This window comes from Winogradskyella alexanderae (genome assembly GCF_020166335.1).
Classification (GTDB): domain Bacteria; phylum Bacteroidota; class Bacteroidia; order Flavobacteriales; family Flavobacteriaceae; genus Winogradskyella; species Winogradskyella alexanderae.
The window spans coordinates 98,173-122,609 of record NZ_JAIUJR010000006.1 but is presented as its reverse complement, the minus strand read 5'-3'; the positions used below and the strand labels follow the sequence as shown (position 1 = coordinate 122,609).

Here is a 24,437-nt window from a genome sequence, read left to right as displayed (position 1 = left end):
AATTATTCAAAATAATCGTCATAAGCATTTACGTTTTGCTCAATGCTCTTATAAATATGTTGTGCTTCAGCCAAGGTGTTAGCTTCTTTTAAAGCATCAATTTTTTCTATTAACGGAAGCAGCCATACGTGTAAATTATCGTGTGAAGGCCCTTTCATAGTACACTCTTTAATGACATAGTTTTTCTCTTTGTTAAGTGCATTGACGATGGTGTGATAATCATTCAATTCTTTTGGGTTACTTGTTGTTAAAACGGATTGCATTCTAACTACACCTTCATTTGTTTCAGGATTCGCAGTCCATTTAGCCCCATTATTCATTTTTATTTCTTGCATCCAGTCATTACCAACTGCGTTGCTTTCAGCATGCTGTTCTGTGTGTTCTGTTTCATTTTTCTTTGTTGCATTACTTTCTTTGGGTTGGTCTTTACAACCTGTAAAAAGTAGTGATACTACAATGAGTGCGATTATTGTTTTATTCATAATTTCAAGTTTAATATTTATTGATTTGATTCTGTGTTTAACCACATTTCAGCTGGCATTCCAATTTTTAAACTGCCATCGTTTTTTACCTGCACTTTCACCGCATAGACCAGGGCAACTCGTTCTTCTTTGGTTTGAATGATTTTAGGGGTAAACTCCGCTTCCGAAGCTATCCAGCTAATTTTGCCGTCATACGTTTTCATTGCATCTTGGTCATCGATTTTGACGGTTACGGCTTCACCTATCTTTAATTTGGCCAATTGGGTTTCGCTGACATAAACCCGTAGTTCCATAGTCGATAAATCAGCAATTTTATAGAGTGGTTTTCCAAAGGATACAATTTCACCGGGTTCAACGTATTTTGACAATACAGTGCCATTTATTGGATTTTGTATTCTACTCTTTGTTATTTGGTCATTGACTTGTTGAAGCTGTACATCTATGTTTTTAAGTTCGTTTACCACTGGTGCGTTCTGAATTTCAACACTGCGAATACTGTTTTTTAAAACTGCTATTTCACCGTCAATATCATCCAACTGCTTTTGTGTTCCAGCATTGTCTTTAATTAAATTTTCAATTCTTGTTTTATTGGTGTTGGCGGTCTTTAATTTGGCTTGTAATACATTTATCTGAGACAAAACACCTTTGGACTTTGCTTTAATCACATCTTTTTGTACGAAAAGTTGCTCTTTTTTTAAGTGAAGAGGAATCGTATCTATATGACCAATAAGTTCATTGTATTCTATAACAGAGCCTTCATCAATAGTAAAGGTCATTAGTTTGCCAGTGTTTTCAGCAGATACAGTTATTTCTGTAGCTTCAAAATTTCCATAGCCATCTGCTTTATCTCCGTTATTGCTACAGGCTATTAATACAGTTATAGCAGTTAGTGTAATTAGTATTGTCTTTATGTTTTTCATCGTTTTTCTATTTAATATCGCCTTTAAGGGTATTGTAATTGGCTTTGGCTAATTCCAATTGGGTTCTATGTTGATTGAAAAAATTTTCAGTTTCGTAAAGTTTGGTAAGTTCTGTAATGTATTCAGAGGTCGTGATAACACCATTCTTCAATTGAGATGCGGAAGTATTAACTACTTCTTGTTGCAAAGAAATTAGCTGCTGGTCAATATTAATAGTGCTTTCAAGAGTTTCAATTTCTTTTTGTTGTTCATTTAAAGCGGTGTTGATGTTCAGTCTAAAAACTTCTTCTTGATTGCTAATCAATTCTTTTGAATAATCCAATGCTTGCAGCTGTTTCTTATTAGCATTCCAGTCGAACACGTTCCAGTTTAGATTTAAACCAACCATGTAGTAAGATGTAAACTCATTTTCCAACATATTCAATCCTGGATTACCATAACCACCAGTTGCAAATCCTTTAAGTTCGGGAACCAATGATTTGGATAGTATATTTTGTTGTTGTCCTATCTCTTGTTTCTGCAAGTTGAACAAGCCTAATTCCGGTCTGTTCAAATCTGAACTTTCAACTATTGAGAGCAAAGGTTTATGAAATTCTGTTTCAATAGGAATAGAAACTCCTATTAATGAAGATAACGATGCAATCAACTTTGACTTATTGTTGGTCGCTTCTTTCGTTTGCTGTAAAATTTTCAACAATTCAGCTTCAATGACTTTATCTGATGTAGGTAATAATACACCATTTTCTATTCCGGATTTCACTTCCTTTAATTTACTATTCAATTGTTGTTCTCTTACATTCAACAATTTAGTTTGGTCATCAATCAGAAGAATTGAAAAATACAGTTGATTAACACGTTGTTTTAATTGGTACAGATTGACTTCGACCTCTTGTTGTTTTCTGTTAGAAATTATATTTTGTAAACCTTGCGATGCTTTAATTTTTCCTCCGTTGAAAATCAGCTGATTAGCTGTGAGTGTGGCACGGTATTGATCGTTGTTCAGAGATTCAATATCTATACTGGGTACTGGAACCTCAGTAACATCACTCTGATAGGTCGCCTGGGCATTAAGATTAAGCTGTGGTAATGTCTTCGCTTTTATAGCCGAAAGCTCAACCTCCTTTTGTTGCTCTAGGATGGCACGTTGTTTAGCAAGAGGGTAATTTGTTTTCAAACTTTCATAACATTCATTCAAACTGATATTGCTTTGGCTGTAACCAAAAATCGTTGTTAAAAAGAATAGTCCTAATAGATATATAGTTTTCATAGGTTTATTTTTTTATGGCATTAATGATGAAATCTGATACTTCTTTTTTTCGAGCTTCCAACAATGTTTTGAATGTTTTGTCATCGACATTCGTAAACGCTTTAATCAAAGGTGAAGCAACAAAAGGGAAAATATTTAAGGCTAGGATATTTATAAGCAACTGTTCCGCACTTATAGGATTTATGTTACCAGCATTAACTTCATTTTGTACTTGTAGCTTAAATTTATCAATGTTTGGAAAGGTAACATTCATCTTTATTTTTTCGATGAAGTTTGGATTTCTATTAAGCTCCTGAATAACGAAGTTTGGTAAATAAGGATGCTTTATTATAAAACTAATATAGTTGTAAGTGAAGTTTTTGATTTTATTCTCTAATGAAGAATCATCATTAAGAATGGCGTTTAGTTGAGGTGCTAATAAAGCGAAAGCTTTTTTAAATACAGCCTCGAACAAGAGTTGCTTACTTCTGTAATAATAATGTAACATTGCCTTGTTGATGCTTGCTTTATCTGCAATTTCTTGCATTCGTGCACCATCCATTCCTTTAGCTTGAAATACTTTTTGTGCTGCTTTTAATATTTGTTCTTCTGTTTTATTGTCTTTATGTTTTGTCATAAATTAACCTTTTAGTTTAACCATATGGTTAACAAAATTACTAAAAAATATTTAATAACAATTGTTTGAGTTTTTAAAAATATACCAATGATTTACAAAAATGTGGTAATATGCAACTACAAGAAATAATGGTGTTTAGTATAAACAAATGAAATAGAGGTATTAGTATTGAATCTTATTCATATTAATAGGTAGTCTTTATTTGAGAAATTATATCGAATTTATATTTATAAGAATTAAGGTTTGGAATATTTTAAAAAAGTTAAAGAAGCATAAATGAATTGTCAATAAATTCATCAATTCTAACTGAGTCGAAAATGAGTTTATTCATAAAAAGAAGAATGGTAAATATTAGAAAGCCTATAAAAAATAAAAAGTTCCTTTTGTGTCTAAAAGTCAATGATATCTTTTGTTTAAAGTTCATTTAACTGATTAAATTTATTGATTTCTAGTATTAAAAGGTTCGATATTTTTTCTGTACGCTCTACAAGTCGAACCTTCAACCTTTTTCAGTTGGAGGTTTTTTTGTCTTTGAATACAATAAAATGATGATTTTTTAATTAAATTGGTGTTTTTTACCTATAAATGCTTTTGAGGAATACTTAAACTGTTGTTAATTAAAGGTTATCATTTCAAAATTTCGTAACTTAGTAACCTATATGAAGCAATTTTTCCATAAAATAATGTCTTTAGTAATGGCTTTTGTAGTGTTATTCTCTACAATGTCATTTACTGTGAATATGCATTATTGCGGAGATACGTTAGTAGAAACAGCTATTTTTCATAAGGCCAAAGGGTGCGGAATGGAAATGGAAAAGCCTTCAACCGAAGGATGTTCTATTAACAAGAAAAATTGTTGTGATGATGAACAATTAGCAATTGAAGGTCAAGACGAATTACAATTGCAAGTTGACAAAATCTCATTTGAGCAACAAGTATTCATTGCTTCATTTGTTTACACATATATCAACCTTTTTGAAGGTTTAGACAATAATGTATCTTCTTACGAAGAATACAAACCGCCACTCGTCATAAGGCAGCTCTACAAGATTGACGAGACTTATTTAATTTGATTTTTAAACAATAGACTGTTTTATCCTATGGCTTTATGTCGTAAGGATAATTTGCTGTATTCGGTGTTTTCCTAGCGCCAACGTCTAACTGTTTAATAATCAAAGCCAATGCTCAATAAAAGCATCAAATTTTTAATAGAAAATAAACTCGTTGCAGTTCTGCTACTAGTCCTTTTTGTAGGATGGGGAACGGTTAATGCACCTTTTAATTGGGATACAGGTTTCTTACCAAGTAATCCAGTTGCTATAGATGCCATTCCAGATATAGGTGAAAACCAACAAATCGTTTTTACTAAATGGGATGGTCGCTCACCACAAGATATAGAAGACCAAATCACCTATCCACTTACAACATCTTTACTCGGTATTCCGGGAGTAAAAACCATTCGTAGTTCTTCTATGTTCGGCTTTTCAAGTATCTATATCATTTTTGAAGAAGACATCGAATTTTACTGGAGTAGAAGTCGTATTCTCGAAAAACTTAATTCCTTACCAAGTGGTTTATTACCCGAAGGTGTTAATCCTGCATTGGGTCCCGATGCCACAGGATTAGGACAAATATTTTGGTACACTTTAGAAGGTCGTGACGAAAACGGAAATGTAACTGGTGGTTGGGATTTGCAAGAGTTACGCAGTATTCAGGATTACTATGTAAAGTATGCGTTGTCCTCTGCAAGTGGTGTTTCAGAGGTCGCTTCTATTGGTGGTTATGTTCAAGAATATCAAGTGGACGTGAATCCAGAACTAATGCGTCAGTATAATATTGGATTACATCACGTTGTAAAAGCAGTTAAGGAAAGTAATAAGGATATTGGCGCACAAACTTTGGAAATTAACCAAGCCGAATATTTAGTTCGTGGTTTGGGGTATGTAAAATCCATTTCAGACATCGAAAATGCAGTAGTCACTTCAGAAGATTATACTTCAATTAGGATAAAAGATATTGGTAAAGTTTCATTAGGTCCTGCAACAAGACGTGGATTATTAGATAAAGAAGGCGCAGAGATTGTTGGTGCTGTTGTGGTGGCTCGTTATGGCGCAAACCCAATGGAAGTCATCAATAATGTAAATGAGAAAATTAACGAGTTAAGCGCAGGTTTACCTTCGAAAGTATTAGCGGATGGTAGAATCTCACAAGTAACCATAGTGCCTTTTTATGACAGAACAGAATTGATACAAGAAACTTTAGGTACACTCAATGAAGCCTTAACTCTTGAAATATTGATTACCATTTTGGTTATAATCATTATGGTGTTTAATCTTCGAGCTTCTGTCTTGATTTCAGGATTATTACCAGTTGCAGTCTTAATGGTATTTATTGCGATGAAACTCTTTGGCGTCGATGCTAATATTGTCGCATTATCTGGTATTGCAATTGCTATCGGAACAATGGTCGATGTTGGTGTTATACTATCAGAAAACATCATTCGGCATTTAGATGAAGATGATGGAACTCAACCCATTAATACGGTAGTTTATAAAGCAACAGCTGAAGTGTCTGGCGCAATCGTAACCGCAGTTATGACAACTATTATCAGTTTCATTCCTGTATTTACAATGATTGGAGCGGAAGGAAAACTATTCAGACCATTAGCCTTCACAAAAACTTTTGCACTAACAGCTTCTATAATCGTAGCGTTGTTTTTAATTCCACCGTTTGCTGCATTTTTATTCAGAAAGAAAAACATCAAAAACACTTTTAAATATGTTTTAAATGGTGTTTTAATAGCATTGGGAATCGTAGCCATAGTCTATGGATATTGGTTAGGATTGATTTTGATAGCGTTTGGGATTACAGCATTTCTCAATCTTCAAAGTAAGATAACAGACAAGCAAGCTAATATTATCAATATCATTATTTCGGTATCAGCTATTGTATTCTTGTTAGCCGAATATTGGAGACCATTAGGCGTTGATAAAAGCATTTTTTGGAATCTCATTTTTGTGAGTGTTATTTGCTTTGGTTTATTAGGTGTTTTCTCATTATTCATCAAATATTACACACGCATTTTAAGGTGGTGTTTAGATAATAAGTTACTCTTTTTGTCTGTCCCAACAGCAATTGTGATTGCAGGTTTTTTCATTATGAAAAACACAGGTAAAGAGTTTATGCCCTCATTAAATGAAGGCTCATTTCTACTAATGCCAACTTCGATGCCTCATTCTGGCGTAGAAGAAAACAAACGTGTTTTACAGCAATTGGATATGGCAGTAGCCAGTATTCCAGAGATTGAAACCGTAGTTGGTAAAGCAGGTAGAACAGAATCAGCGTTAGACCCAGCACCACTTTCAATGTATGAAAATATCATTCAGTACAAACCAGAGTATATGCTGAATGAAAACGGAGTACGCCAACGCTATAAAGTCAATGATGATGGTGAATATGTGTTAAAAAACGGAATGTCATTGCGAGCGGAACAGCGTGAAGCGTGGCAATCTCTTAAAGCAAAAGAACAACTCATTCCAGACGATGATGGCGAGTTCTACCGTAATTGGCGACCAGAAATACAGTCACCGGACGATATTTGGAATGAAATTGTAAAAGTTACCAAATTGCCAGGCGTAACCTCTGCACCAAAGCTACAACCTATTGAAACCCGATTGGTAATGCTTCAAACAGGAATGAGAGCACCTATGGGAATTAAAGTAAAAGGTCAAGACTTAAAGCAGATTGAAGCGTTTGGTGTGCAATTAGAAAACATCATCAAGGAAGCTGAAGGTGTTAAAAAAGAAGCTGTTTTTGCAGACCGTATCGTAGGGAAACCCTATTTGTTAATTGATATTGATAGAGAAAAAATTGTACGTTATGGTATTTCAATACAAGATGTACAAGATGTACTTAAAGTTGCAGTTGGTGGTATGGTCTTAACCCAAACGGTTGAAGGTCGAGAACGCTATGGTGTTCGAGTACGATACCCAAGAGAATTAAGAGCAAACCCAACCGATTTACAACAGATTTATGTGCCAGTAGAAAAAGGAAGTCCTGTGCCATTAAGCGAATTGGCAACTATAAGATACGAACAAGGTCCGCAAGTAATTAAAAGTGAAGACACCTTTTTGGTAGGTTATGTCTTGTTTGATAAATTAGATGGCTTTGCAGAAGTAAGCGTTGTTGAAAATGCACAAGCATTGATTCAAGAAAAGATAGATTCTGGTGAGTTAATTGTACCAAAAGGAATCAACTATGCATTTACAGGAACGTATGAAAATCAATTAAGAGCAGAAAAAACCTTGTCGGTTGTTGTACCGTTAGCATTGGCAATCATTTTCTTAATTCTGTATTTCCAGTTCCGTTCGGTTGGTACGTCCTTAATGGTATTCACAGGTATCGCAGTAGCGTTTGCAGGTGGTTTTATAATGATTTGGCTCTATGGTCAAGGTTGGTTTTTAAACTTTAATTTCTTTGGTGAAAACCTACGCGATTTATTCCAGATGCACCCAATCAATTTAAGTGTAGCAGTTTGGGTTGGATTTATTGCGCTCTTCGGTATTGCAACAGATGATGGTGTAGTAATGGCAACTTATTTAACCCAAACATTCGATAGAAATACACCAGATAATAAAAAGGAAATTAGAGCATCCGTTGTTGAAGCAGGTGAAAAACGTATCAGACCGTGTTTAATGACAACAGCTACAACCATATTAGCATTATTACCAGTATTAACCTCTACAGGTCGAGGAAGCGATATAATGATACCTATGGCAATACCAAGTTTTGGTGGAATGCTTATAGCCTTAATCACTTTGTTTGTTGTACCAGTATTGTATAGCTGGAAAGCAGAAGTTCAACTTAAAAGAACATCAAAATGAAATATAAATCAATACAAATAAAAATCGTCTTGGCTCTTGGCTCTTGTTTCTTGAGTCTTTTTGCGAACGCTCAACAATTAGAAATACTTATCGATGAAGCCTTAACAAACAATCCAGAAATTCAAAAGTTTGAGTTACAATACAAAAGAGCTTCCGAAAAGGTAAACGAGGTCAACACCATTCCTAATACCGAATTTGGTGTTGGTTATTTTGTGAGTGAGCCAGAAACACGAACAGGTGCACAACGCTTTAAGGTCTCTGCTAAACAAATGTTACCGTGGTTTGGAACCATTACATCGAGAGAAAATTATGTGAGTTCATTAGCAGATGCTAAATACGAGGACATCGTTATCGCAAAGCGAAAACTAATGGCTTCGGTATCACAATCCTATTATAATCTATACGCCAACAAAGCAAAGCAAGAGGTTTTAACTGAAAACATCAAACTATTAGAAACTTATGAGACGTTGGCATTAACTTCTGTTGAGGTTGGTAAAGCATCCGCAGTAGATGTGTTGCGATTGCAAATGCGTCAAAACGAAATGCAACAATTAAAAGATGTATTGCAACAACAGTTTTTGGCAGAACAAACTAACTTCAATAATCTATTGAATAGAGATAATGATGTTACCGTGAATGTGGTAGATAGTTTAATGATACCTTCTGAAGACTTTGATATTACTTCTGAAAATTTAGCATTACATCCTGAATTACTTAAATATGATAAACTCTATCAATCCATAGAGCAATCAGAATTATTGAATCAAAAAGAAAGCAGTCCAATGATTGGTTTTGGATTAGATTATATCAATGTTGCTGAAAGACCAAATATGGATTTCAGCGATAACGGAAAGGATATTGTAATGCCAATGGTTTCGGTATCTATCCCAATTTTCAATAAGAAATATAAATCCCAAACCAAACAAAATGATTTGCAACAGCAGGAAATTACTGCTCAAAAACAGGAACGTTTAAATGCATTGGAAACGCTTTTAGACAAAGCGAATAACGAACGCATTTCTGCAAGAATAAGTTATGCTACCCAAACCAAAAACCTACAGCAAGCCAAAGATGCAGAAGACATTTTAATCAAAAGCTATGAAACAGGAACGATTGATTTTAATGATGTTTTGGATATTCAAGAGTTGCAGCTAAAGTTTCAAATGAACCAAATAGAATCTGTGAAGACCTACTATGCGCAAAGTACAATCATTAATTATTTAATTCAGTAAAACAATGACACACACATATCACATACACGGAATGACCTGCAACGGTTGTCGCAGTCACGTTGAAGAAACGCTCTCTAAAATAGAAAGTGTTTTAAAAGCAACAGTCGATTTAGATAAGGCAGAAGCTATCATCGAAATGGAATCGCATATTCCTATAGAAAAGTTTCAAGAAGCCTTAAAAAAGGATGGTGATAGATACAGTATTCATAAACAAGGTGAACAGCATCAACATTCAAATGATAAAAAGAAAGAGCAACCCAAAGGAAAAGGTACAGGCACATTTTATTGTCCTATGCATTGCGAAGGCGATAAAACTTATGATGAACCAGGCGATTGTCCTGTTTGCGGAATGGATTTGGTGGAAGAACAAAATCTATCAGCAACTTCAAAGGAACAATGGACGTGTCCTATGCATCCAGAAATTGTCAAAGACGAAGCAGGTTCGTGTCCTATTTGTGGGATGGATTTAGTGCCAATGGAAGCAGATAGTTCAGCAGAAGAAAAAACATATAAGAAGCTATTAAAGAAATTTTGGATAGCATCTGTATTCACATTACCCATTTTCTTAATTGCTATGAGCGAAATGCTTAATAACAATCCATTGTATGATATAATGGAACAGAAAAATTGGAACTGGATTCAATTTGCATTATCCATTCCAGTTGTCTTTTACGCTACGTGGATGTTCTTTGAGCGTGCTTATAGAAGCATAAAAACGTGGAATCTCAATATGTTTACACTCATTGGAATTGGTGCAGGTGTGGCTTGGTTATTTAGTGTATTTGGGATGTTGTTTCCAGATGTATTTCCTGAACAATTTAAAACTGAATTAGGCGCAGTTCACGTCTATTTTGAAGCAGCAACGGTAATTCTAACATTGGTGCTTTTAGGTCAATTGTTAGAAGCTCGTGCGCATAGTAAAACCAATTCGGCAGTAAAAGAGTTATTAAAGTTAGCACCTAATAAAGCCATAAAAATAGTAGATGGTGAAGAAATTGAAGTCAGCATTGACGAGATAGAACTCAACGATATTCTCAAAGTAAAACCAGGCGATAAAATTCCTGTTGATGGTGTGATAATCGAAGGTGAAACAACCATTGACGAATCTATGATTACAGGAGAACCTATTCCTGTAAACAAATCTCAAGAAGATAAAGTAAGTAGCGGAACAATTAATGGGAATAAAACCTTTTTAATGAAAGCTGAAAAAGTAGGAAGTGACACGCTTTTATCACAAATCATTCATATGGTTAATGATGCCAGCAGAAGTCGTGCACCTATTCAAAATTTAGCAGATAAAGTTTCAGGCTATTTTGTGCCAGTTGTAGTTCTTATTTCTATTATCACATTTATTGTATGGTCTATTTGGGGACCAGAACCAGTTTATGTGTATGCGTTTGTCAATGCAATTGCAGTACTAATCATTGCGTGTCCTTGTGCTTTAGGTTTGGCAACGCCAATGTCTGTAATGGTTGGTGTGGGTAAAGGTGCTCAAAATGGTGTATTGATTAAAAATGCTGAAGCTCTTGAAAAAATGGATAAGGTAAATACGCTTATCGTTGACAAGACAGGAACAATTACCGAAGGAAAACCAACAGTTGAAACCGTTGGTGCTTTTAATGATGCTTTAAGCGAAAAAGAAGTGTTACAGTACATCGTGTCATTAAATACCAATAGCGAACATCCTTTGGCAGAAGCGACAGTTAAATATGGCACAGAACACAACGCAGAAATTTTAAAGTCCGAAGATTTTAGTGCAGTCACAGGAAAAGGTGTTGAAGCGACCATAAAAGATAAAAAAGTAGCATTAGGTAATCCTAAAATGATGGAATATGCTAAAGCGGACATTACTTCTAAAATGATAGACGAAGCTAAATCTTACCAAAAACAAGGCAAAACAGTTTCTTATTTGTCAATAGATGAAACCGTTGTTGGGTATGTAGTTATAGGAGATAAGATAAAAGAAACAAGTGCTAAAGCCATTAAAGCACTTCAAGATAAAGGCATTGATGTGATAATGCTTACAGGCGATAATCACGATACAGCACAAGCAGTAGCATCAGAATTGAATCTGGCAGATTTTAAAGCCAGTATGTTACCAGAGGACAAACTCAAAGAAGTTGAGAAATTACAAAAAAACGGAAAAGTAGTTGCTATGGCAGGTGATGGAATTAATGATGCACCAGCATTGGCAAAAAGTGATGTAGGTATTGCAATGGGAACAGGAACAGATGTAGCGATAGAAAGTGCTATGATAACTTTAGTAAAAGGCGATTTACACGGTATTGTAAAAGCAAAAAATTTAAGTAATGCTGTAATGAAGAACATTAAGCAAAACCTATTTTTTGCACTTATCTACAACACTTTAGGTGTACCTATTGCAGCAGGTGTGTTGTTTCCATTCTTCGGAATACTACTCTCGCCAATGATAGCAGCTTTAGCAATGAGTTTTAGCTCTGTTTCGGTAATAGGTAACGCATTACGATTAAGAACAAAAAACATTTAATTATATGCAGAAAACAGTTTTCAAAATATCAAAAATGGATTGTCCTTCTGAAGAAAATCTAATTAAGATGAAGCTATCTGATATAGATGGTATCAAACAACTTGATTTTAATTTAGAAGAAAGAATCTTAACACTATATCATAATTCAAATGTAAATGAAATTGGTAATGCCTTAAATGAATTAAAATTAAATGAAAGTTTAATCAGTTCAGAAGATACAGCCACAATTATTACTGAATCTACAAGGAGTCAATCCAAACTGTTGTGGACAGTTCTAATCATCAATTTTGCATTTTTTATTATTGAAATGAGTACAGGTATTATTTCAAAATCTATGGGATTAGTTGCTGATAGTTTAGATATGTTGGCAGATTCATTTGTTTATGGATTGAGTTTAATAGCGGTTGGTGGTACAGTTTTAAAAAAGAAACGTATTGCAAAATATGCAGGCTATTTTCAGATAACACTTGCAATTATCGGAATCGTTGAGGTAATACGTCGGTTTTTAGGCTATGAATCGCTACCTGTATTTTCAACAATGATTATCGTTTCAGTATTTGCTTTGATTGCAAATGGCATTTGCTTGTACCTCTTACAAAAATCTAAAAGTCAAGAAGCACATATGCGTGCCAGTATGATTTTTACCTCTAATGATATTATAATAAATCTTGGCGTAATTACAGCAGGCGTTTTAGTCAATTGGCTGCATTCTGGTATTCCAGATTTAATTATAGGAATCATTGTATTTGGATTGGTGATACAAGGTGCATTCAGGATATTAAAATTAAGTAAGTAAAAAGTTTAACTATAAAATCAAAAAATATGGAAAATTCAAAAGAACACTCAAACAAAGGAAATTACAAAACCTTCTTTATAATGTTGGCTTGCTCATTTGTAGCAATGTACATCACAATGTATTTAAACACCTATTCCATAGACCACGTATGGTTTAGTTTAACACGATTCTATATGACGTGTTTAGGAATTTCAACAATGGCAGTAATAATGTGGTTTTTTATGCGAAAAATGTATAATGATAAAAAGAAGAATATCGCCATACTCGCAGGTAGTTTTATTCTGTTTGTAGGTGCATTAGGGTTGGTAAGAACACAAGCACCAATTATTGGTGATGTCCTTTGGATGAAAGCAATGATACCACACCATTCTATCGCTATTTTAACAAGTGAAAGAGCAGATATTCAAGACCCAGAAGTTAAGAAATTAGCAGAAGACATTATAAAAGCACAACGTAAAGAAATAGAAGAAATGAAAGCAATGATAAAACGATTAGAGAATGAAAAATAATAAAATAGTCATATATATTGGCATACTCGTAGTAGGTGTGTTATTGGGTTGGTTGCTTTTTGGTGGTTCATCAAAAAAAGATACAGAACATAATCACGATGCGGTTGCAGAAACTAATCAACTATGGACGTGTTCTATGCATCCACAAATTATGCAACCAGAATCAGGCGATTGTCCTATTTGTGGTATGGATTTAATTCCTGCTGATGGTGGAAGTGATGGTTTATTAGCAGACCAATTCAAATTGACCGAAAATGCTATGGCTTTAGCTAATATTAAAACATCTATTGTTGGTAAAGGCAATGTTGAAGGCAATACTATCAAATTATCTGGTAAAATTGCTGAAAACGAAGAAGCAAATGCAGTACAGGTAAGTTATTTCGCTGGAAGAATTGAACGTTTGAATGTGAGTTTTACAGGCGAAGAAGTTCGTAAAGGTCAATTATTGGCAACCATTTATTCGCCAGAACTCTATGCAGCACAACAAGAATTAATTACAGCAGCATCTTTAAAAGAATCACAACCTGCTTTATACAAAGCAGTCCGTAATAAATTGAAATTATGGAAGCTCTCTGAAAATCAAATCAATCAGATTGAAGAAACAGGAAAAGTAAAAGAAAACTTTCCTGTTTATGCAACCGTTTCGGGTACTGTTACAGAAAAATTGGTAGAGCAAGGCGATTACATTAAACAAGGACAACCCTTACTTAAAATTGCTAATCTAAACACGGTTTGGGGTAACTTTGATGTGTATGAAAATCAGATTGACCGCTTTAAAAAAGGACAGGAAGTGATGATAACAACCAATGCTTATCCTAATAAAGAGTTTAAAGGTAAAGTAGATTTCATTGACCCAGTTTTAAACACGAAAACAAGAACTGTAACCTTACGTGTTGTTTTAAGCAATAAGGACGATGTATTTAAACCAGGAATGTTTGTAACCGCAAATATTGAAGGCAGTACAGCTAATAATGACGACCTATTGACAATTCCTTCATCTTCTGTGTTATGGACAGGTGAACGTTCTGTGGTGTACCTTAAAACAAATCCAGACCAACCTATTTTTGAAATGCGTGAAATTAAATTAGGCAATCAAATTGGTAATGAATATGAAGTTGTAGAAGGTTTATTTGTTGGAAATGAAATAGTGACTAATGGTACATTTACGGTTGATGCAGCAGCACAATTACAAGGGAAAAAGTCTATGATGAATAAAGATGGTGGTAAAGTAATGACTGGACACGAAGGTCATTTAGGTATGGATAACAATGCATCTAACAAAGAAAGTGACCACACTAATATGAATGAGCGTTTGGAAGTATCAGCGAAATTTCAAGAGCAGTTAAAAGCTGTTTTCAATGCGTATATCAATTTAAAAGATGCTTTAGTAAAAGAAGATTCAAAAAGTACTTCAACAAGCACAAAAACTTTATTAAATGAATTGAACAAAGTAGATATGAAATTGTTGTCAGATAATAAGGCGCATAACCATTGGATGTCATTAGAAGGCGAAATAAAATCTTCTGCAACCTCAATTTCTGAAACATCCGATATAAAATCACAAAGAGACCATTTTAAACATTTATCATCACATCTAATCAATGCTGTACAACTATTTGGTGTCAATGAAAAGGTCTATGTGGAATTTTGTCCAATGGCAGATAACAACAATGGTGCATATTGGTTGAGTAAAGAAGAAAAAGTAATCAATCCATACTTTGGCGAAGCAATGCTAACCTGTGGTGAAGTAAAACAAGTAATAGAATAATAAATCAAGTAATAACAATTAAATTTTAAACAATGAAGAAAGTAATTTTAAGTGTAGCTGTAATAGCAGCATTAGGTTTAACAAGTTGTAAAAACGAAACCAAAAAAGAAACAGAAACCACAACTACTGAAATGTCAAAAGATATGGCAATGACAGACCTGTCTTTTGGTGTAAGAGGAAATTGCGGAATGTGTAAAAACACTATCGAAAAAGCAGCTAACGGTGTTGAAGGTGTTGCAAGTGCTAATTGGGATGTCGATAAAAAGAAGATTGATGTGTCTTTTGATGATACAAAAACCGATGCAATGGCAATCCATAAAGCAATCGCAGCTTCAGGATATGATACCGAAAAAGTAGCAGGTGATGAAGAAGCATATGATGGTTTACCAGGGTGTTGTAAATACGACCACGAAATGATGATGAATCAATCTGGTGAAGAAAAAAGTGATAACCATTCAAATCACGACCATTAAGCTAATAATTAAAGAGTCTTTTTCGGAAGGCTCTTTTTCATTTTATGTAATGAAATAAGAATCGCTAATTATTTCATGAAAAGTGAGGTAGATTCATGTAAGGATTGAAATATATTAGAAAGAAATTTATATGAATATGTTGATATTCAATGTCCGGAATATGTAGCGTTAACAGATGAGTGCTTACAAATAAAAGTACGTTATTTTCTGTATACGAAATTTAATGATGACCTTTATTAAAGTTTATTCAACTGATTAATTTTATTGATTTCTTGTATTAAAAGGTTCGATATTTTTTCTGCACGCTCTACAAAAAAAGCTCCTAGATTTTTCTAGGAGTTTTTATTTTAAATTCAATCTACTTCTGAATTTTAAACACACGAAAATTTTAACCTGTTCCTTTTAGACCACCGGAAATGGCATTGACTAGAAGCAACAATTGCAATAGATAGACCTCGCTCTCTTTTGGATTAGTCTCCCTTATTTTTCGCCATTTTTCGAGGTGTGCTATTTGTATATTATGCAAGCTATTTAGTGCTTCTGTTCGTAGATTAATATTGTCAAGTTTGGTAATTCTTCGTTTTGTTCTGCTGCCTTCAAGTATTTCTTCAATACTAGCCAAAGAGGAATCGTAATCTTCAGATATTAAATTAAGAAGTTCTTTTCTGGCTTCCACGGCATCAAATAATGCACCAAAACGGTTCATTACTGCCTTATCTGAATCCATTAGATTAGATTCTATCTGAATCAAAGCATATTTTAGGAAGTACCAATCATTAGACAACTGTCGCATACGCTTATAATCCTCTGGATGTTGTTCTTTGTATTTGCCTAATGCTGTGCCTAATCCAAACCAACCACTAATATTAAAACGTGATTGGTTCCAGCTGAAAACCCATGGAATTGACCTTAAATCTTCTAAGGACCGTTTTCCAGTGCGCCGAGCAGGTCTAGAACCTATTTTACTCTGTTCCAAAACGTCTATTGGAGTTGCTTTTGAGTAAAATGCTATAAAATTTGGATGGTCAAGTAACTTTCTATAGGTCTGTCTTGCTAAAACAACCAAATTATCCATCATATTATAGAGTTGTTCATCCCTTTCTGATTCACGTTTTATCATTGCCTGTCTCGCGGTTCCAGCTACAAACATTTCTAAATTGTAAGTTGCTGTGATAAGGTTTGCAAATTGATTTGCTATTGTCTCACCCTGAATTGTCATTTTAATATGACCACTCATCGCACCAGGTGGCATACTATCTAAAAATCGGTGTATTTTACCGCCACCACGACTTATTGTACCACCTCTGCCATGGAAAAAGCGAAGTTTCACCCCAAATTTGTCAGCTACTTTAGTTAAATTTTCTTCCGCTTTATAGATATTCCAACGACTAGTTAAAATTCCGCCGTCTTTATTGCTGTCACTATAACCCAACATGACTTCTTGTATAAATTCTTCAGACCCTTCGCGTTGTTTCTCAATAACTGGATGGTTTAGAAAAGCTGTAAGTATTTCAGGTCCAGCAATAAGATCATCAATGGTTTCTAATAATGGAACAACTGGTAATTTCACATCTTTAAGTCCTACTTCTCGCAAGAGAATAAAAACAAGTAAGAGGTCGCTCAAAGTTCTTGTCATACTAACTATTATTGAGCCAATACCTTCATTCCCGTATTTATCTATATACAACTTAACTTCACGTAAGTAACCAAGAACATTATCTGCTTCTGTACCACATGACGTTCCTGCCACGAGAAAGGGTCTGTTACTTTTTAATTCTTCATTTAAAAAAGCAAGACGTTTGTTCTCATTCCAATTTTGATAATCAAAGTTTTCACGACCTGAAGCTTTTAAAATCTGACTTATGGCTACCTCATGATATGCGCTATTGTTTCTAATATCTAACTTGGCGAGATGAAATCCAAAACACTGAACCAGTCGTTCAAGTGGAAAAAGGTATTCTTGAGCCAATCGCTTAGCATTTATATCCAAAAGTACTTGTCTTAATAGTTTGAGTTCTAAGGACAAATCGTTTGCTGATTTGAAATACCCTTGTTCACCTAATGAAAAATTATCAGACATGGTGTTGTCTAAACGTAGTAAAAGAAGATTTACATATTGTCTTAACGGTTCAGAGGAATTACGTTCAATAGCATTTTGACTTTTAATGCCAAAACGAGTAGCAATCTCAGATATATGGTTTAAAAAGGATTTTGGTATTTCGTTTCGGTAACTAGAAATGCTGAGTTCTGAACCCAATTCTTTTAAGTGAGATTGAATCATATTTAATGCAGCTTGGCGATGCATTAATAATGTACTAGCTGTAAATTCTGGAGTAACAAAAGGATGTCCATCACGATCACCACCAACCCAGCTTCCAAAAGTGATCAGCGGAAAATCCTCTGGGTTTTCTAATGAGTCGGCAGAAAAACCAACAGATTCCCAAGCATTTTGTAGTCGTTCATCTACTAAAGACAATGCTTTGGGATAAACATTCTGAAAATAATGCATTAAGTTGCTACGTTCATCTTCAAGCCGTGGTTTTTGTAGATAAATTTCACCTGTACGCCACCAACGTTCCATGATTCCCAGGATATCTTTTTTTAAGATATTTTGCTCTGCAGGCGTCCAGATAGGATTTTCTCTTTTTACTAATAATAAATAGAGTTCACGATGAATCTCTAATACAGTTAAACGTTTTGCCTCAGTTGGATGAGCAGTGAGTACAGGAGTAACTACTACGGACTTAAGTTTTTTAAGTATTTCCTTTTCACTAATGCCCTTTGTTTTCCATTGACTTAGGGTTTCTCCCCATGAACCTCTAATGGATTCTAACCCAAAAAGCGTTTCGGTTTTGCGCCGAAATTGCGCAGCCGCGTTTTCTTCAGCAAGATTAAGTAACTCAAAACAAATACCAACAGCTTGGGTAAATCGTTCATTAGATACATTATCCATTTTGGCTCCTGGATCATGTCCAAACGGAAGACTTTTGGCTAAATCTTTTTCGCCAACGGACACCAACATCTCCTTAAATAAGGCTATTAGATAATTGAAATCCGTTTTTATTTTTTCTTGCCCTTTTTTTTGAAGCGCGTCTTTAGTCATTTTGTTGCTTGATTTGCTTATTAAATTCAGTAGTGTTTATTAACGAATATAAGGCTTTTAGTCAATTTTGAAATGAATTTAATATTAAGATTTTTACGTTGGAATACAATCGTGAATTTGGATTTTCAAAAGTGATAAGCTTTCTATTTAGCAAAAAAAAAGCTCCTAGTTTAAGAGGAGCTTTTTTAAACCTGCTTCTTTTTAATAGATTCTGGTTTCTCTTTTTTTTTCGTCTCTGGTGGTATAATATATCTATTACGATCATCAAAGAATTGCTGTCTCATGGCTTCCATTCGTTTTATCATATCGTCCATGCTTGGAAAGTTCGGATCCAGACTATTTGAAAAAAAGTCGTCACTAAAAAAATCATCATCGAAAAATTGTTTCATGATGGAGTCATGTTTTGCAAAACCTGATATCGATGGTTGGAGCATTGAAAATCGTTTGTGCATCATCGCTTGCATTTTATCAAAAATGCTGTCGTTTTCTAAACCTTTAATTGGGCCAGACGACGACCAGGAGTAAATGGAATCGTATCTAATTATATTTCCATCTTCATCTACTTCCTTATTAACCTTCCAGCTTTCTTTGGGTCGTTTTATGCTATCAGTAACTGCTTCTTTATTAGTCGCCCGATTATTAGCCGACTTCTTATCTTGGGTATTGCAACTTGTCACAAAAATTGTTGCAATTAAAAAGAATACTACTTTTTTCATTGGATACAATTTTAAGTTATACAAACTGCACATTCTATATCAAAAAAAATGCCATTCTAACTAAGAGTTTCATTTTGTCAGATAGTAGTATTTTTGTTTTTATGAATGATAATTTTTCAAATGAATTTTTTGGAATTGGTATTCAAAACGGAAAGACACCCGAAAATTTAGGAGTACTTTGGCGTTCTGCACAAAATCTTGGAGCAAGCTTTATTTTCACAATTGGGAATAGGTATTCCAAGCAAGCAAGTGATACACATAATGCGGTAAAATCCATGCCTTATTATCATTATGAAACCTTCGATGACTTTTTTAGCAATCTTCCCAAAGGAGCTCGAATAGTGGGTGTAGAATTGACGGATAATGCAGAAGACTTAGAAACTTTTAATCACCCAAGGCGTTGTGTCTATTTATTAGGTGCCGAAGACCATGGGCTGTCCAAACAAGCTAAAGAAAAAAGCCACTTTCTTGTAAAATTTAACTCTGAGTTAAGTCTAAATGTCTCCGTTGCTGGCAGTATTGTGATGTATGATAGGCAATTGAACAAGCCAAGATCCTAATTAAAACAGACCGCTTATTTCGCCATTATTACTAATGTCAATACCCTCTGATGCAGGTATTGCTGGTAAACCAGGCATACGCATTATATTACCGGTAATTGGAATTAAAAAACCAGCACCAGCGGCAATTTCAATTTCTCTAACTGTAATTATAAAGTCTTTCGGTCTGCCTAAAAGTTTTGGGTTGTCCGATAATGATTTTTGAGTTTTTGCGACACAAATAGGCAGTTTATCCAATCCGAGCGTTTTTATCTCCCTTAATTGTCGCTTTGCAACAGAATTGTAATCAACGTGTTCTGCACCATAAATTTCTTTTGCAATGTTTTCAATTTTGGATTCAATAGACATATTCCATTTGTAAAGTGGCTTAAACTTTGTGTTACATTTCTCTGCAACTTCAATAACATGTTTTGCCAGTTTTAATGCACCAGCGCCACCTTTTGCCCAAACATCCGCAACTGCAATGCGAATGTTTTTAATTTTGGCCAAGTCTTTTATTAATTGTATTTCTTCTTTAGTGTCAGACTTAAATTTGTTGATTGCTATTATGGGTGTAACATTGAATTTTTTTATGTTTTCCAAATGCTTTTCTAGATTTGGAAGACCTTGTCTTAACGCTTCTAAATTGGGTTTTTCCAGATTGTTTAAATCTGCACCACCATGATATTTTAAGGCTCTTATGGTAGTTGTTAGAACAACGGCTTTTGGTGATATGTTTGCACTTTGGCATTTAATATCAAAGAATTTTTCTGCACCCAGATCAAATCCAAATCCAGCCTCGGTTACTGTATATTCAGAATGCGTCATTCCCATTAGTGTACCAATGACCGAGTTTGTTCCTTGTGCAATATTGGCAAAAGGACCACCGTGAATTATTGCAGGATTACCTTCCATAGTTTGAACTAAATTAGGTTTTATAGCATGTTTTAAGAGTGCTGCCATAGCACCTGCAACTTTAAGATCTTTGGCAAAAATGGGTTTTTTGGTGTAGGTGTAACCAATAAAGATTTCTCCAAGGCGTTTTTTTAAATCAACTAAATCCTTCGATATACAAAGTATTGCCATAATTTCGGAAGCAGCAGTAATATCAAATCCTGTTTCTCTCGGTATTCCAAATGAGGTGCCACCTAATCCAACAATAATGCGTCTTAATGCTCTGTCATTCATGTCTAGGACACGCTTCCAAGTTATTGTCCGTGGGTCTAAACCTAGAGATTGGGTTTTGCTTTGTACGTTATTGTCAATTACAGCAGATAACAAATTATGAGCTTTTTCAATAGCCGAAAAATCGCCAGTGAAATGTAAGTTTATATCCTCTAATGGAAGCACTTGAGAATAGCCACCTCCAGTTGCACCACCTTTTATGCCAAATACTGGGCCCAAAGATGGTTCTCGTAAAACCACTGTGGTTTTTTTATGTAGTCTATTTAATGCCTCCGTTAATCCAATTGACATTGTTGTCTTGCCTTCCCCCGCTGGCGTTGGAGAAATTGCAGACACCAAAATTAGATTACTTTTTTTAGCCTTATTTCTGTTGATATAGCTTAAGGGTATTTTGGCTTTGTCTCTGCCATACATTTCAATTTTTTCTGGATCAATTCCAAATTTTTCTGCAATTTCGGTTATAGGTTTCAGTGTAACTTTTTTGGCTATCTGTAAATCAGTCATAATTATTTTATAATTGGAATTCGTCAAATGTAGATATATAATGCATCGAAAAGGATGATTTTTGTCATACCGAAACACTTCCTTTCTTTTCTGGACAAATAATGACTTTAAAGATTGTAACTTTGCACAAATTATTTTAGATGCACAAAGCAGGTTTCGTAAATATTATAGGTAATCCCAATGTGGGCAAATCAACTTTGATGAATGCCTTTATGGGTGAGAAATTATCTATTATAACATCTAAGGCCCAAACAACGCGTCATCGTATTTTAGGAATTGTAAATGGTGATGATTTTCAAGTTGTATTAAGTGATACACCTGGTATAATTAAACCTGCCTATGAGCTTCAAGAGTCTATGATGTATTTTGTGAAGTCGGCATTTGAAGATGCAGATGTGCTGATTTACATGATTGAAATTGGTGAAAAGTCCCTAAAAGACGAGGCATTTTTTGAAAGGATAACAAAATCCAAAATTCCTGTTTTATTACTTCTCAATAAAATTGATACTGCTAATCAAGAGCTACTTGAAGAGCAGGCAGAATTTTGGCAAAATAAAGTGCCCAATGCAGAATTCTACCCCATTTCGGCGTTAAATGGTTTTAACATAAAAAATGTATTTGAGCGAATAGTAGAACTCTTACCAGAATCACCTCCCTTTTATCCCAAAGACCAATTAACCGATAAACCTGAACGCTTCTTTGTCAATGAGGCAATTCGGGAAAAAATATTACTGTATTATAAAAAAGAAATCCCTTATGCTGTAGAAGTAGATACCGAAGAGTTTTTTGAAGAAGAAAATATTATTAGGATACGTTCTGTAATCATGGTGGAGCGCGAAACACAAAAAGGTATAATTATTGGTCACAAAGGATCGGCGTTAAAGCGTGTGGGAGTTGAGGCAAGAAAGGACCTTGAAAAGTTTTTTGGCAAACAGGTTCATTTAGAGCTTTATGTCAAAGTAAATAAGAACTGGCGAAGTAATCAAAACCAATTGAAACGTTTTGGTTACAATCAATAATTAGTTTACTGAGTGAAGGTTCTGACTTCTCAATGTGTCTCGCATGAAATGATGAAGCTCGTGCATTTGATCCAAACCGGCTCTCTTACCCATTCTGCCGCTTAAGTAAAGAGCAAACCAAATTACTATCATAAACAAGGTAACAAAGAGTTGTACGGCATAGCTGTTATCTAGAGACCAATTGACATAGGCCCAAATAGCGAAGCCAATAAAAAATCCTGCCACTACAAAATGGAAAAACATGAACATAGTCCAAACCGTAGGATTTGGGCCGAATAAACCATATATGGTACTTAGGCTTTTCTGGTCATAATCTTCATTAATTTCCAGATGAAGTTGAGGTGACCAAAAATGTTGTTTTGCTTTAGGAAATCTAATAAATACATGATCATCTACGCGAGTTACAACAAAATCAGATTGGGATTTTCCCTTGGTTTCAAACAAATCCAAAAGAGAGTTGTTATTTTCTTCAACATTAAATTTAAACCGTGGTCTTAATACAATTTCATTAGATAATTCCATACTAGCCGCCAATAGTTAGCATTTCTAATTTACATATTTTCTTTTAAATAATATCTAAGATTTAATACTACCTTTGCGCCATAAATAGTAAAATGGGAAATATAGTTGCTATAGTTGGAAGGCCTAATGTCGGTAAATCGACCTTATTTAATCGTTTGATACAGCGAAGAGAAGCCATTGTAGATGCTGTGAGTGGTGTTACGAGAGATCGTCATTACGGCAAAACAGATTGGAATGGCAGAGAGTTTTCGATTATTGATACAGGTGGCTATGTTGTTGGAAGTGATGATATCTTTGAAGCCGAAATAGATAAGCAGGTTGAGTTGGCTATTGATGAAGCTGATGCTATCATATTTATGGTAGACGTAGAATCTGGCGTCACTGGTATGGATGAAGATGTGGCCAATTTATTGCGCAAGGTAGATAAACCTGTTTTCCTTGTTGTGAACAAGGTTGACAATAATAAAAGGGCAGAGGATGCAGTTGAATTTTACGCGTTAGGACTAGGCGATTATTACACAATAGCTAGTATAAATGGTAGTGGTACCGGCGATTTATTAGATGCTATTGTTGAGGCACTTCCTGAAAAAGAGGAAGAGGAAGTAGAGGTACTACCAAGATTTGCAGTTGTTGGTAGGCCTAATGCTGGGAAATCGTCTTTTATAAACGCCTTAATAGGGGAGGAGCGCTATATTGTTACAGATATTGCTGGAACCACAAGAGACTCAATAGATACTAAGTATAATCGATTTGGTTTTGAGTTTAGCCTAGTTGATACAGCGGGAATACGAAAAAAATCTAAAGTAAAAGAAGATTTAGAGTTTTATTCTGTAATGCGCAGTATTAGGGCCATTGAACATTCGGATGTTTGTCTTTTAGTTTTAGACGCTACTCGAGGATTTGATGGTCAAGTACAAAATATATTTTGGCTCGCCGAGCGTAATCGTAAGGGAATAGTTATCCTAGTTAACAAATGGGATTTGGTTGAAAAGGATAATAAAACTGCTAAAGACTTTGAAAAATATATCAAAAAGCAAATAGAGCCATTCACAGATGTACCAATTGTTTTTATATCTGTATTGAATAAACAACGAATCTATAAGGCTATTGAAACTGCAGTCGAGGTATATAAAAATAGAAGCAAGCGCATAAAAACGAGTGTGTTAAATGATACACTTTTACCTGTTATCGAAAAATATCCACCACCAGCATATAAAGGAAAATACGTAAAGATTAAATATATAATGCAGTTGCCAACGCCACAACCTCAGTTTGCGTTTTTCTGTAATTTGCCACAGTATGTTAAAGAACCATATAAGCGTTTTTTGGAAAATAAATTGAGAGAATATTTCAATTTTACAGGAGTTCCTGTAAGTGTTTACATGCGAAAAAAATAG

General features: G+C 34.6%; 19 protein-coding genes. 11 read left to right on the top strand and 8 right to left on the bottom strand.

Going from position 1 to position 24,437, the window contains the following annotated elements; all coding sequences use genetic code 11:
* Window positions 1-2: 2 nt before the first annotated feature.
* Genes LBU54_RS10085 through LBU54_RS10070 form a run of 4 tightly spaced genes read right to left on the bottom strand, consistent with a single transcriptional unit; the run spans window position 3 to window position 3,285 of the window.
* On the bottom strand, window positions 3-482 hold the full coding sequence (locus LBU54_RS10085; RefSeq protein ID WP_224528941.1) for a hypothetical protein: 480 nt from the start codon (window positions 480-482) through the stop codon (window positions 3-5).
* Between the two features lie 17 nt (window positions 483-499).
* Window positions 500-1,402, bottom strand: a complete 903-nt coding sequence (locus tag LBU54_RS10080; protein ID WP_224528937.1) for an HlyD family secretion protein — start codon at window positions 1,400-1,402, stop codon at window positions 500-502.
* Window positions 1,403-1,409: 7 nt separating this feature from the next.
* On the bottom strand, window positions 1,410-2,669 hold the full coding sequence (locus tag LBU54_RS10075) for a TolC family protein (RefSeq protein ID WP_224528934.1): 1,260 nt from the start codon (window positions 2,667-2,669) through the stop codon (window positions 1,410-1,412).
* Window positions 2,670-2,673: 4 nt separating this feature from the next.
* A complete protein-coding gene (locus tag LBU54_RS10070) occupies window positions 2,674-3,285 on the bottom strand; it encodes a TetR/AcrR family transcriptional regulator (protein WP_208152703.1) in 612 nt (203 codons plus the stop codon).
* Between the two features lie 659 nt (window positions 3,286-3,944).
* Here LBU54_RS10070 and LBU54_RS10065 point away from each other — a divergent pair.
* The 8 genes from LBU54_RS10065 (at window position 3,945) to LBU54_RS10030 (ending at window position 15,452) form a co-directional block, all read left to right on the top strand.
* Complete coding sequence (locus LBU54_RS10065; RefSeq protein ID WP_224528931.1) at window positions 3,945-4,358, top strand: HYC_CC_PP family protein; 414 nt, start codon at window positions 3,945-3,947, stop codon at window positions 4,356-4,358.
* Window positions 4,359-4,466: 108 nt separating this feature from the next.
* The gene (locus LBU54_RS10060; RefSeq protein ID WP_224528928.1) at window positions 4,467-8,168 is read left to right on the top strand and encodes an efflux RND transporter permease subunit; all 3,702 of its coding nucleotides are present in this window, start codon (window positions 4,467-4,469) and stop codon (window positions 8,166-8,168) included.
* Window positions 8,165-9,400: a TolC family protein gene (locus tag LBU54_RS10055; RefSeq protein ID WP_224528925.1), complete on the top strand. Its 1,236-nt coding sequence runs from the start codon at window positions 8,165-8,167 to the stop codon at window positions 9,398-9,400. The genes LBU54_RS10060 and LBU54_RS10055 overlap by 4 nt, the downstream gene beginning before the upstream one ends.
* Before the next feature lie 4 nt (window positions 9,401-9,404).
* The gene (locus LBU54_RS10050; protein ID WP_224528923.1) at window positions 9,405-11,906 is read left to right on the top strand and encodes a heavy metal translocating P-type ATPase; all 2,502 of its coding nucleotides are present in this window, start codon (window positions 9,405-9,407) and stop codon (window positions 11,904-11,906) included.
* A gap of 4 nt (window positions 11,907-11,910) precedes the next feature.
* Window positions 11,911-12,702: a cation transporter gene (locus LBU54_RS10045; RefSeq protein WP_178990419.1), complete on the top strand. Its 792-nt coding sequence runs from the start codon at window positions 11,911-11,913 to the stop codon at window positions 12,700-12,702.
* Between the two features lie 26 nt (window positions 12,703-12,728).
* Window positions 12,729-13,211: a DUF305 domain-containing protein gene (locus LBU54_RS10040; RefSeq protein WP_178984908.1), complete on the top strand. Its 483-nt coding sequence runs from the start codon at window positions 12,729-12,731 to the stop codon at window positions 13,209-13,211.
* The gene (locus LBU54_RS10035; protein ID WP_224528920.1) at window positions 13,201-14,979 is read left to right on the top strand and encodes an efflux RND transporter periplasmic adaptor subunit; all 1,779 of its coding nucleotides are present in this window, start codon (window positions 13,201-13,203) and stop codon (window positions 14,977-14,979) included. Before LBU54_RS10040 ends, LBU54_RS10035 begins: the two co-directional genes overlap by 11 nt.
* A 32-nt stretch (window positions 14,980-15,011) precedes the next feature.
* Window positions 15,012-15,452: a heavy-metal-associated domain-containing protein gene (locus LBU54_RS10030; RefSeq protein WP_224528918.1), complete on the top strand. Its 441-nt coding sequence runs from the start codon at window positions 15,012-15,014 to the stop codon at window positions 15,450-15,452.
* A 388-nt stretch (window positions 15,453-15,840) separates the two neighbouring features.
* Here the strand turns inward: LBU54_RS10030 and LBU54_RS10025 are convergent, their stop codons facing one another.
* Window positions 15,841-18,555, bottom strand: coding sequence for a phosphoenolpyruvate carboxylase (locus tag LBU54_RS10025; RefSeq protein ID WP_224528915.1), 2,715 nt, complete (start codon window positions 18,553-18,555; stop codon window positions 15,841-15,843).
* A 185-nt stretch (window positions 18,556-18,740) separates the two neighbouring features.
* Window positions 18,741-19,271, bottom strand: a complete 531-nt coding sequence (locus LBU54_RS10020; protein ID WP_224528912.1) for a hypothetical protein — start codon at window positions 19,269-19,271, stop codon at window positions 18,741-18,743.
* 101 nt (window positions 19,272-19,372) lie between these two features.
* On the opposite strand from LBU54_RS10020, the gene LBU54_RS10015 reads away from it, so the two are divergent.
* Window positions 19,373-19,831: an RNA methyltransferase gene (locus tag LBU54_RS10015; RefSeq protein ID WP_224528909.1), complete on the top strand. Its 459-nt coding sequence runs from the start codon at window positions 19,373-19,375 to the stop codon at window positions 19,829-19,831.
* Here the strand turns inward: LBU54_RS10015 and LBU54_RS10010 are convergent, their stop codons facing one another.
* Complete coding sequence (locus tag LBU54_RS10010; protein ID WP_224528906.1) at window positions 19,832-21,499, bottom strand: formate--tetrahydrofolate ligase; 1,668 nt, start codon at window positions 21,497-21,499, stop codon at window positions 19,832-19,834.
* 140 nt (window positions 21,500-21,639) lie between these two features.
* Here LBU54_RS10010 and era point away from each other — a divergent pair, with 140 nt between their 5' ends.
* The gene (era, locus tag LBU54_RS10005) at window positions 21,640-22,518 is read left to right on the top strand and encodes a GTPase Era (RefSeq protein ID WP_224528903.1); all 879 of its coding nucleotides are present in this window, start codon (window positions 21,640-21,642) and stop codon (window positions 22,516-22,518) included.
* Here the strand turns inward: era and LBU54_RS10000 are convergent, their stop codons facing one another.
* Entirely contained in the window at window positions 22,519-23,040 is a 522-nt protein-coding gene (locus LBU54_RS10000; protein ID WP_224528901.1) for a GTP-binding protein, read from the bottom strand.
* 92 nt (window positions 23,041-23,132) lie between these two features.
* On the opposite strand from LBU54_RS10000, the gene der reads away from it, so the two are divergent.
* Complete coding sequence (gene der / locus LBU54_RS09995) at window positions 23,133-24,437, top strand: ribosome biogenesis GTPase Der (protein WP_224528898.1); 1,305 nt, start codon at window positions 23,133-23,135, stop codon at window positions 24,435-24,437.

What these genes read in the sequence shown, in the direction of transcription:
- LBU54_RS10020 (WP_224528912.1), bottom strand. Translation starts at nt 19,271, where the DNA reads ATGAAAAAAGTAGTATTCTTTTTAATTGCAACAATTTTTGTGACAAGT.
- LBU54_RS10010 (WP_224528906.1), bottom strand. Translation starts at nt 21,499, where the DNA reads ATGACTGATTTACAGATAGCCAAAAAAGTTACACTGAAACCTATAACC.
- LBU54_RS10050 (WP_224528923.1), top strand. Translation starts at nt 9,405, where the DNA reads ATGACACACACATATCACATACACGGAATGACCTGCAACGGTTGTCGC.
- era (WP_224528903.1), top strand. Translation starts at nt 21,640, where the DNA reads ATGCACAAAGCAGGTTTCGTAAATATTATAGGTAATCCCAATGTGGGC.
- der (WP_224528898.1), top strand. Translation starts at nt 23,133, where the DNA reads ATGGGAAATATAGTTGCTATAGTTGGAAGGCCTAATGTCGGTAAATCG.
- LBU54_RS10065 (WP_224528931.1), top strand. Translation starts at nt 3,945, where the DNA reads ATGAAGCAATTTTTCCATAAAATAATGTCTTTAGTAATGGCTTTTGTA.
- LBU54_RS10025 (WP_224528915.1), bottom strand. Translation starts at nt 18,555, where the DNA reads ATGACTAAAGACGCGCTTCAAAAAAAAGGGCAAGAAAAAATAAAAACG.
- LBU54_RS10070 (WP_208152703.1), bottom strand. Translation starts at nt 3,285, where the DNA reads ATGACAAAACATAAAGACAATAAAACAGAAGAACAAATATTAAAAGCA.
- LBU54_RS10000 (WP_224528901.1), bottom strand. Translation starts at nt 23,040, where the DNA reads ATGGAATTATCTAATGAAATTGTATTAAGACCACGGTTTAAATTTAAT.
- LBU54_RS10015 (WP_224528909.1), top strand. Translation starts at nt 19,373, where the DNA reads ATGAATGATAATTTTTCAAATGAATTTTTTGGAATTGGTATTCAAAAC.
- LBU54_RS10085 (WP_224528941.1), bottom strand. Translation starts at nt 482, where the DNA reads ATGAATAAAACAATAATCGCACTCATTGTAGTATCACTACTTTTTACA.
- LBU54_RS10075 (WP_224528934.1), bottom strand. Translation starts at nt 2,669, where the DNA reads ATGAAAACTATATATCTATTAGGACTATTCTTTTTAACAACGATTTTT.
- LBU54_RS10030 (WP_224528918.1), top strand. Translation starts at nt 15,012, where the DNA reads ATGAAGAAAGTAATTTTAAGTGTAGCTGTAATAGCAGCATTAGGTTTA.
- LBU54_RS10080 (WP_224528937.1), bottom strand. Translation starts at nt 1,402, where the DNA reads ATGAAAAACATAAAGACAATACTAATTACACTAACTGCTATAACTGTA.
- LBU54_RS10060 (WP_224528928.1), top strand. Translation starts at nt 4,467, where the DNA reads ATGCTCAATAAAAGCATCAAATTTTTAATAGAAAATAAACTCGTTGCA.
- LBU54_RS10040 (WP_178984908.1), top strand. Translation starts at nt 12,729, where the DNA reads ATGGAAAATTCAAAAGAACACTCAAACAAAGGAAATTACAAAACCTTC.
- LBU54_RS10035 (WP_224528920.1), top strand. Translation starts at nt 13,201, where the DNA reads ATGAAAAATAATAAAATAGTCATATATATTGGCATACTCGTAGTAGGT.
- LBU54_RS10045 (WP_178990419.1), top strand. Translation starts at nt 11,911, where the DNA reads ATGCAGAAAACAGTTTTCAAAATATCAAAAATGGATTGTCCTTCTGAA.
- LBU54_RS10055 (WP_224528925.1), top strand. Translation starts at nt 8,165, where the DNA reads ATGAAATATAAATCAATACAAATAAAAATCGTCTTGGCTCTTGGCTCT.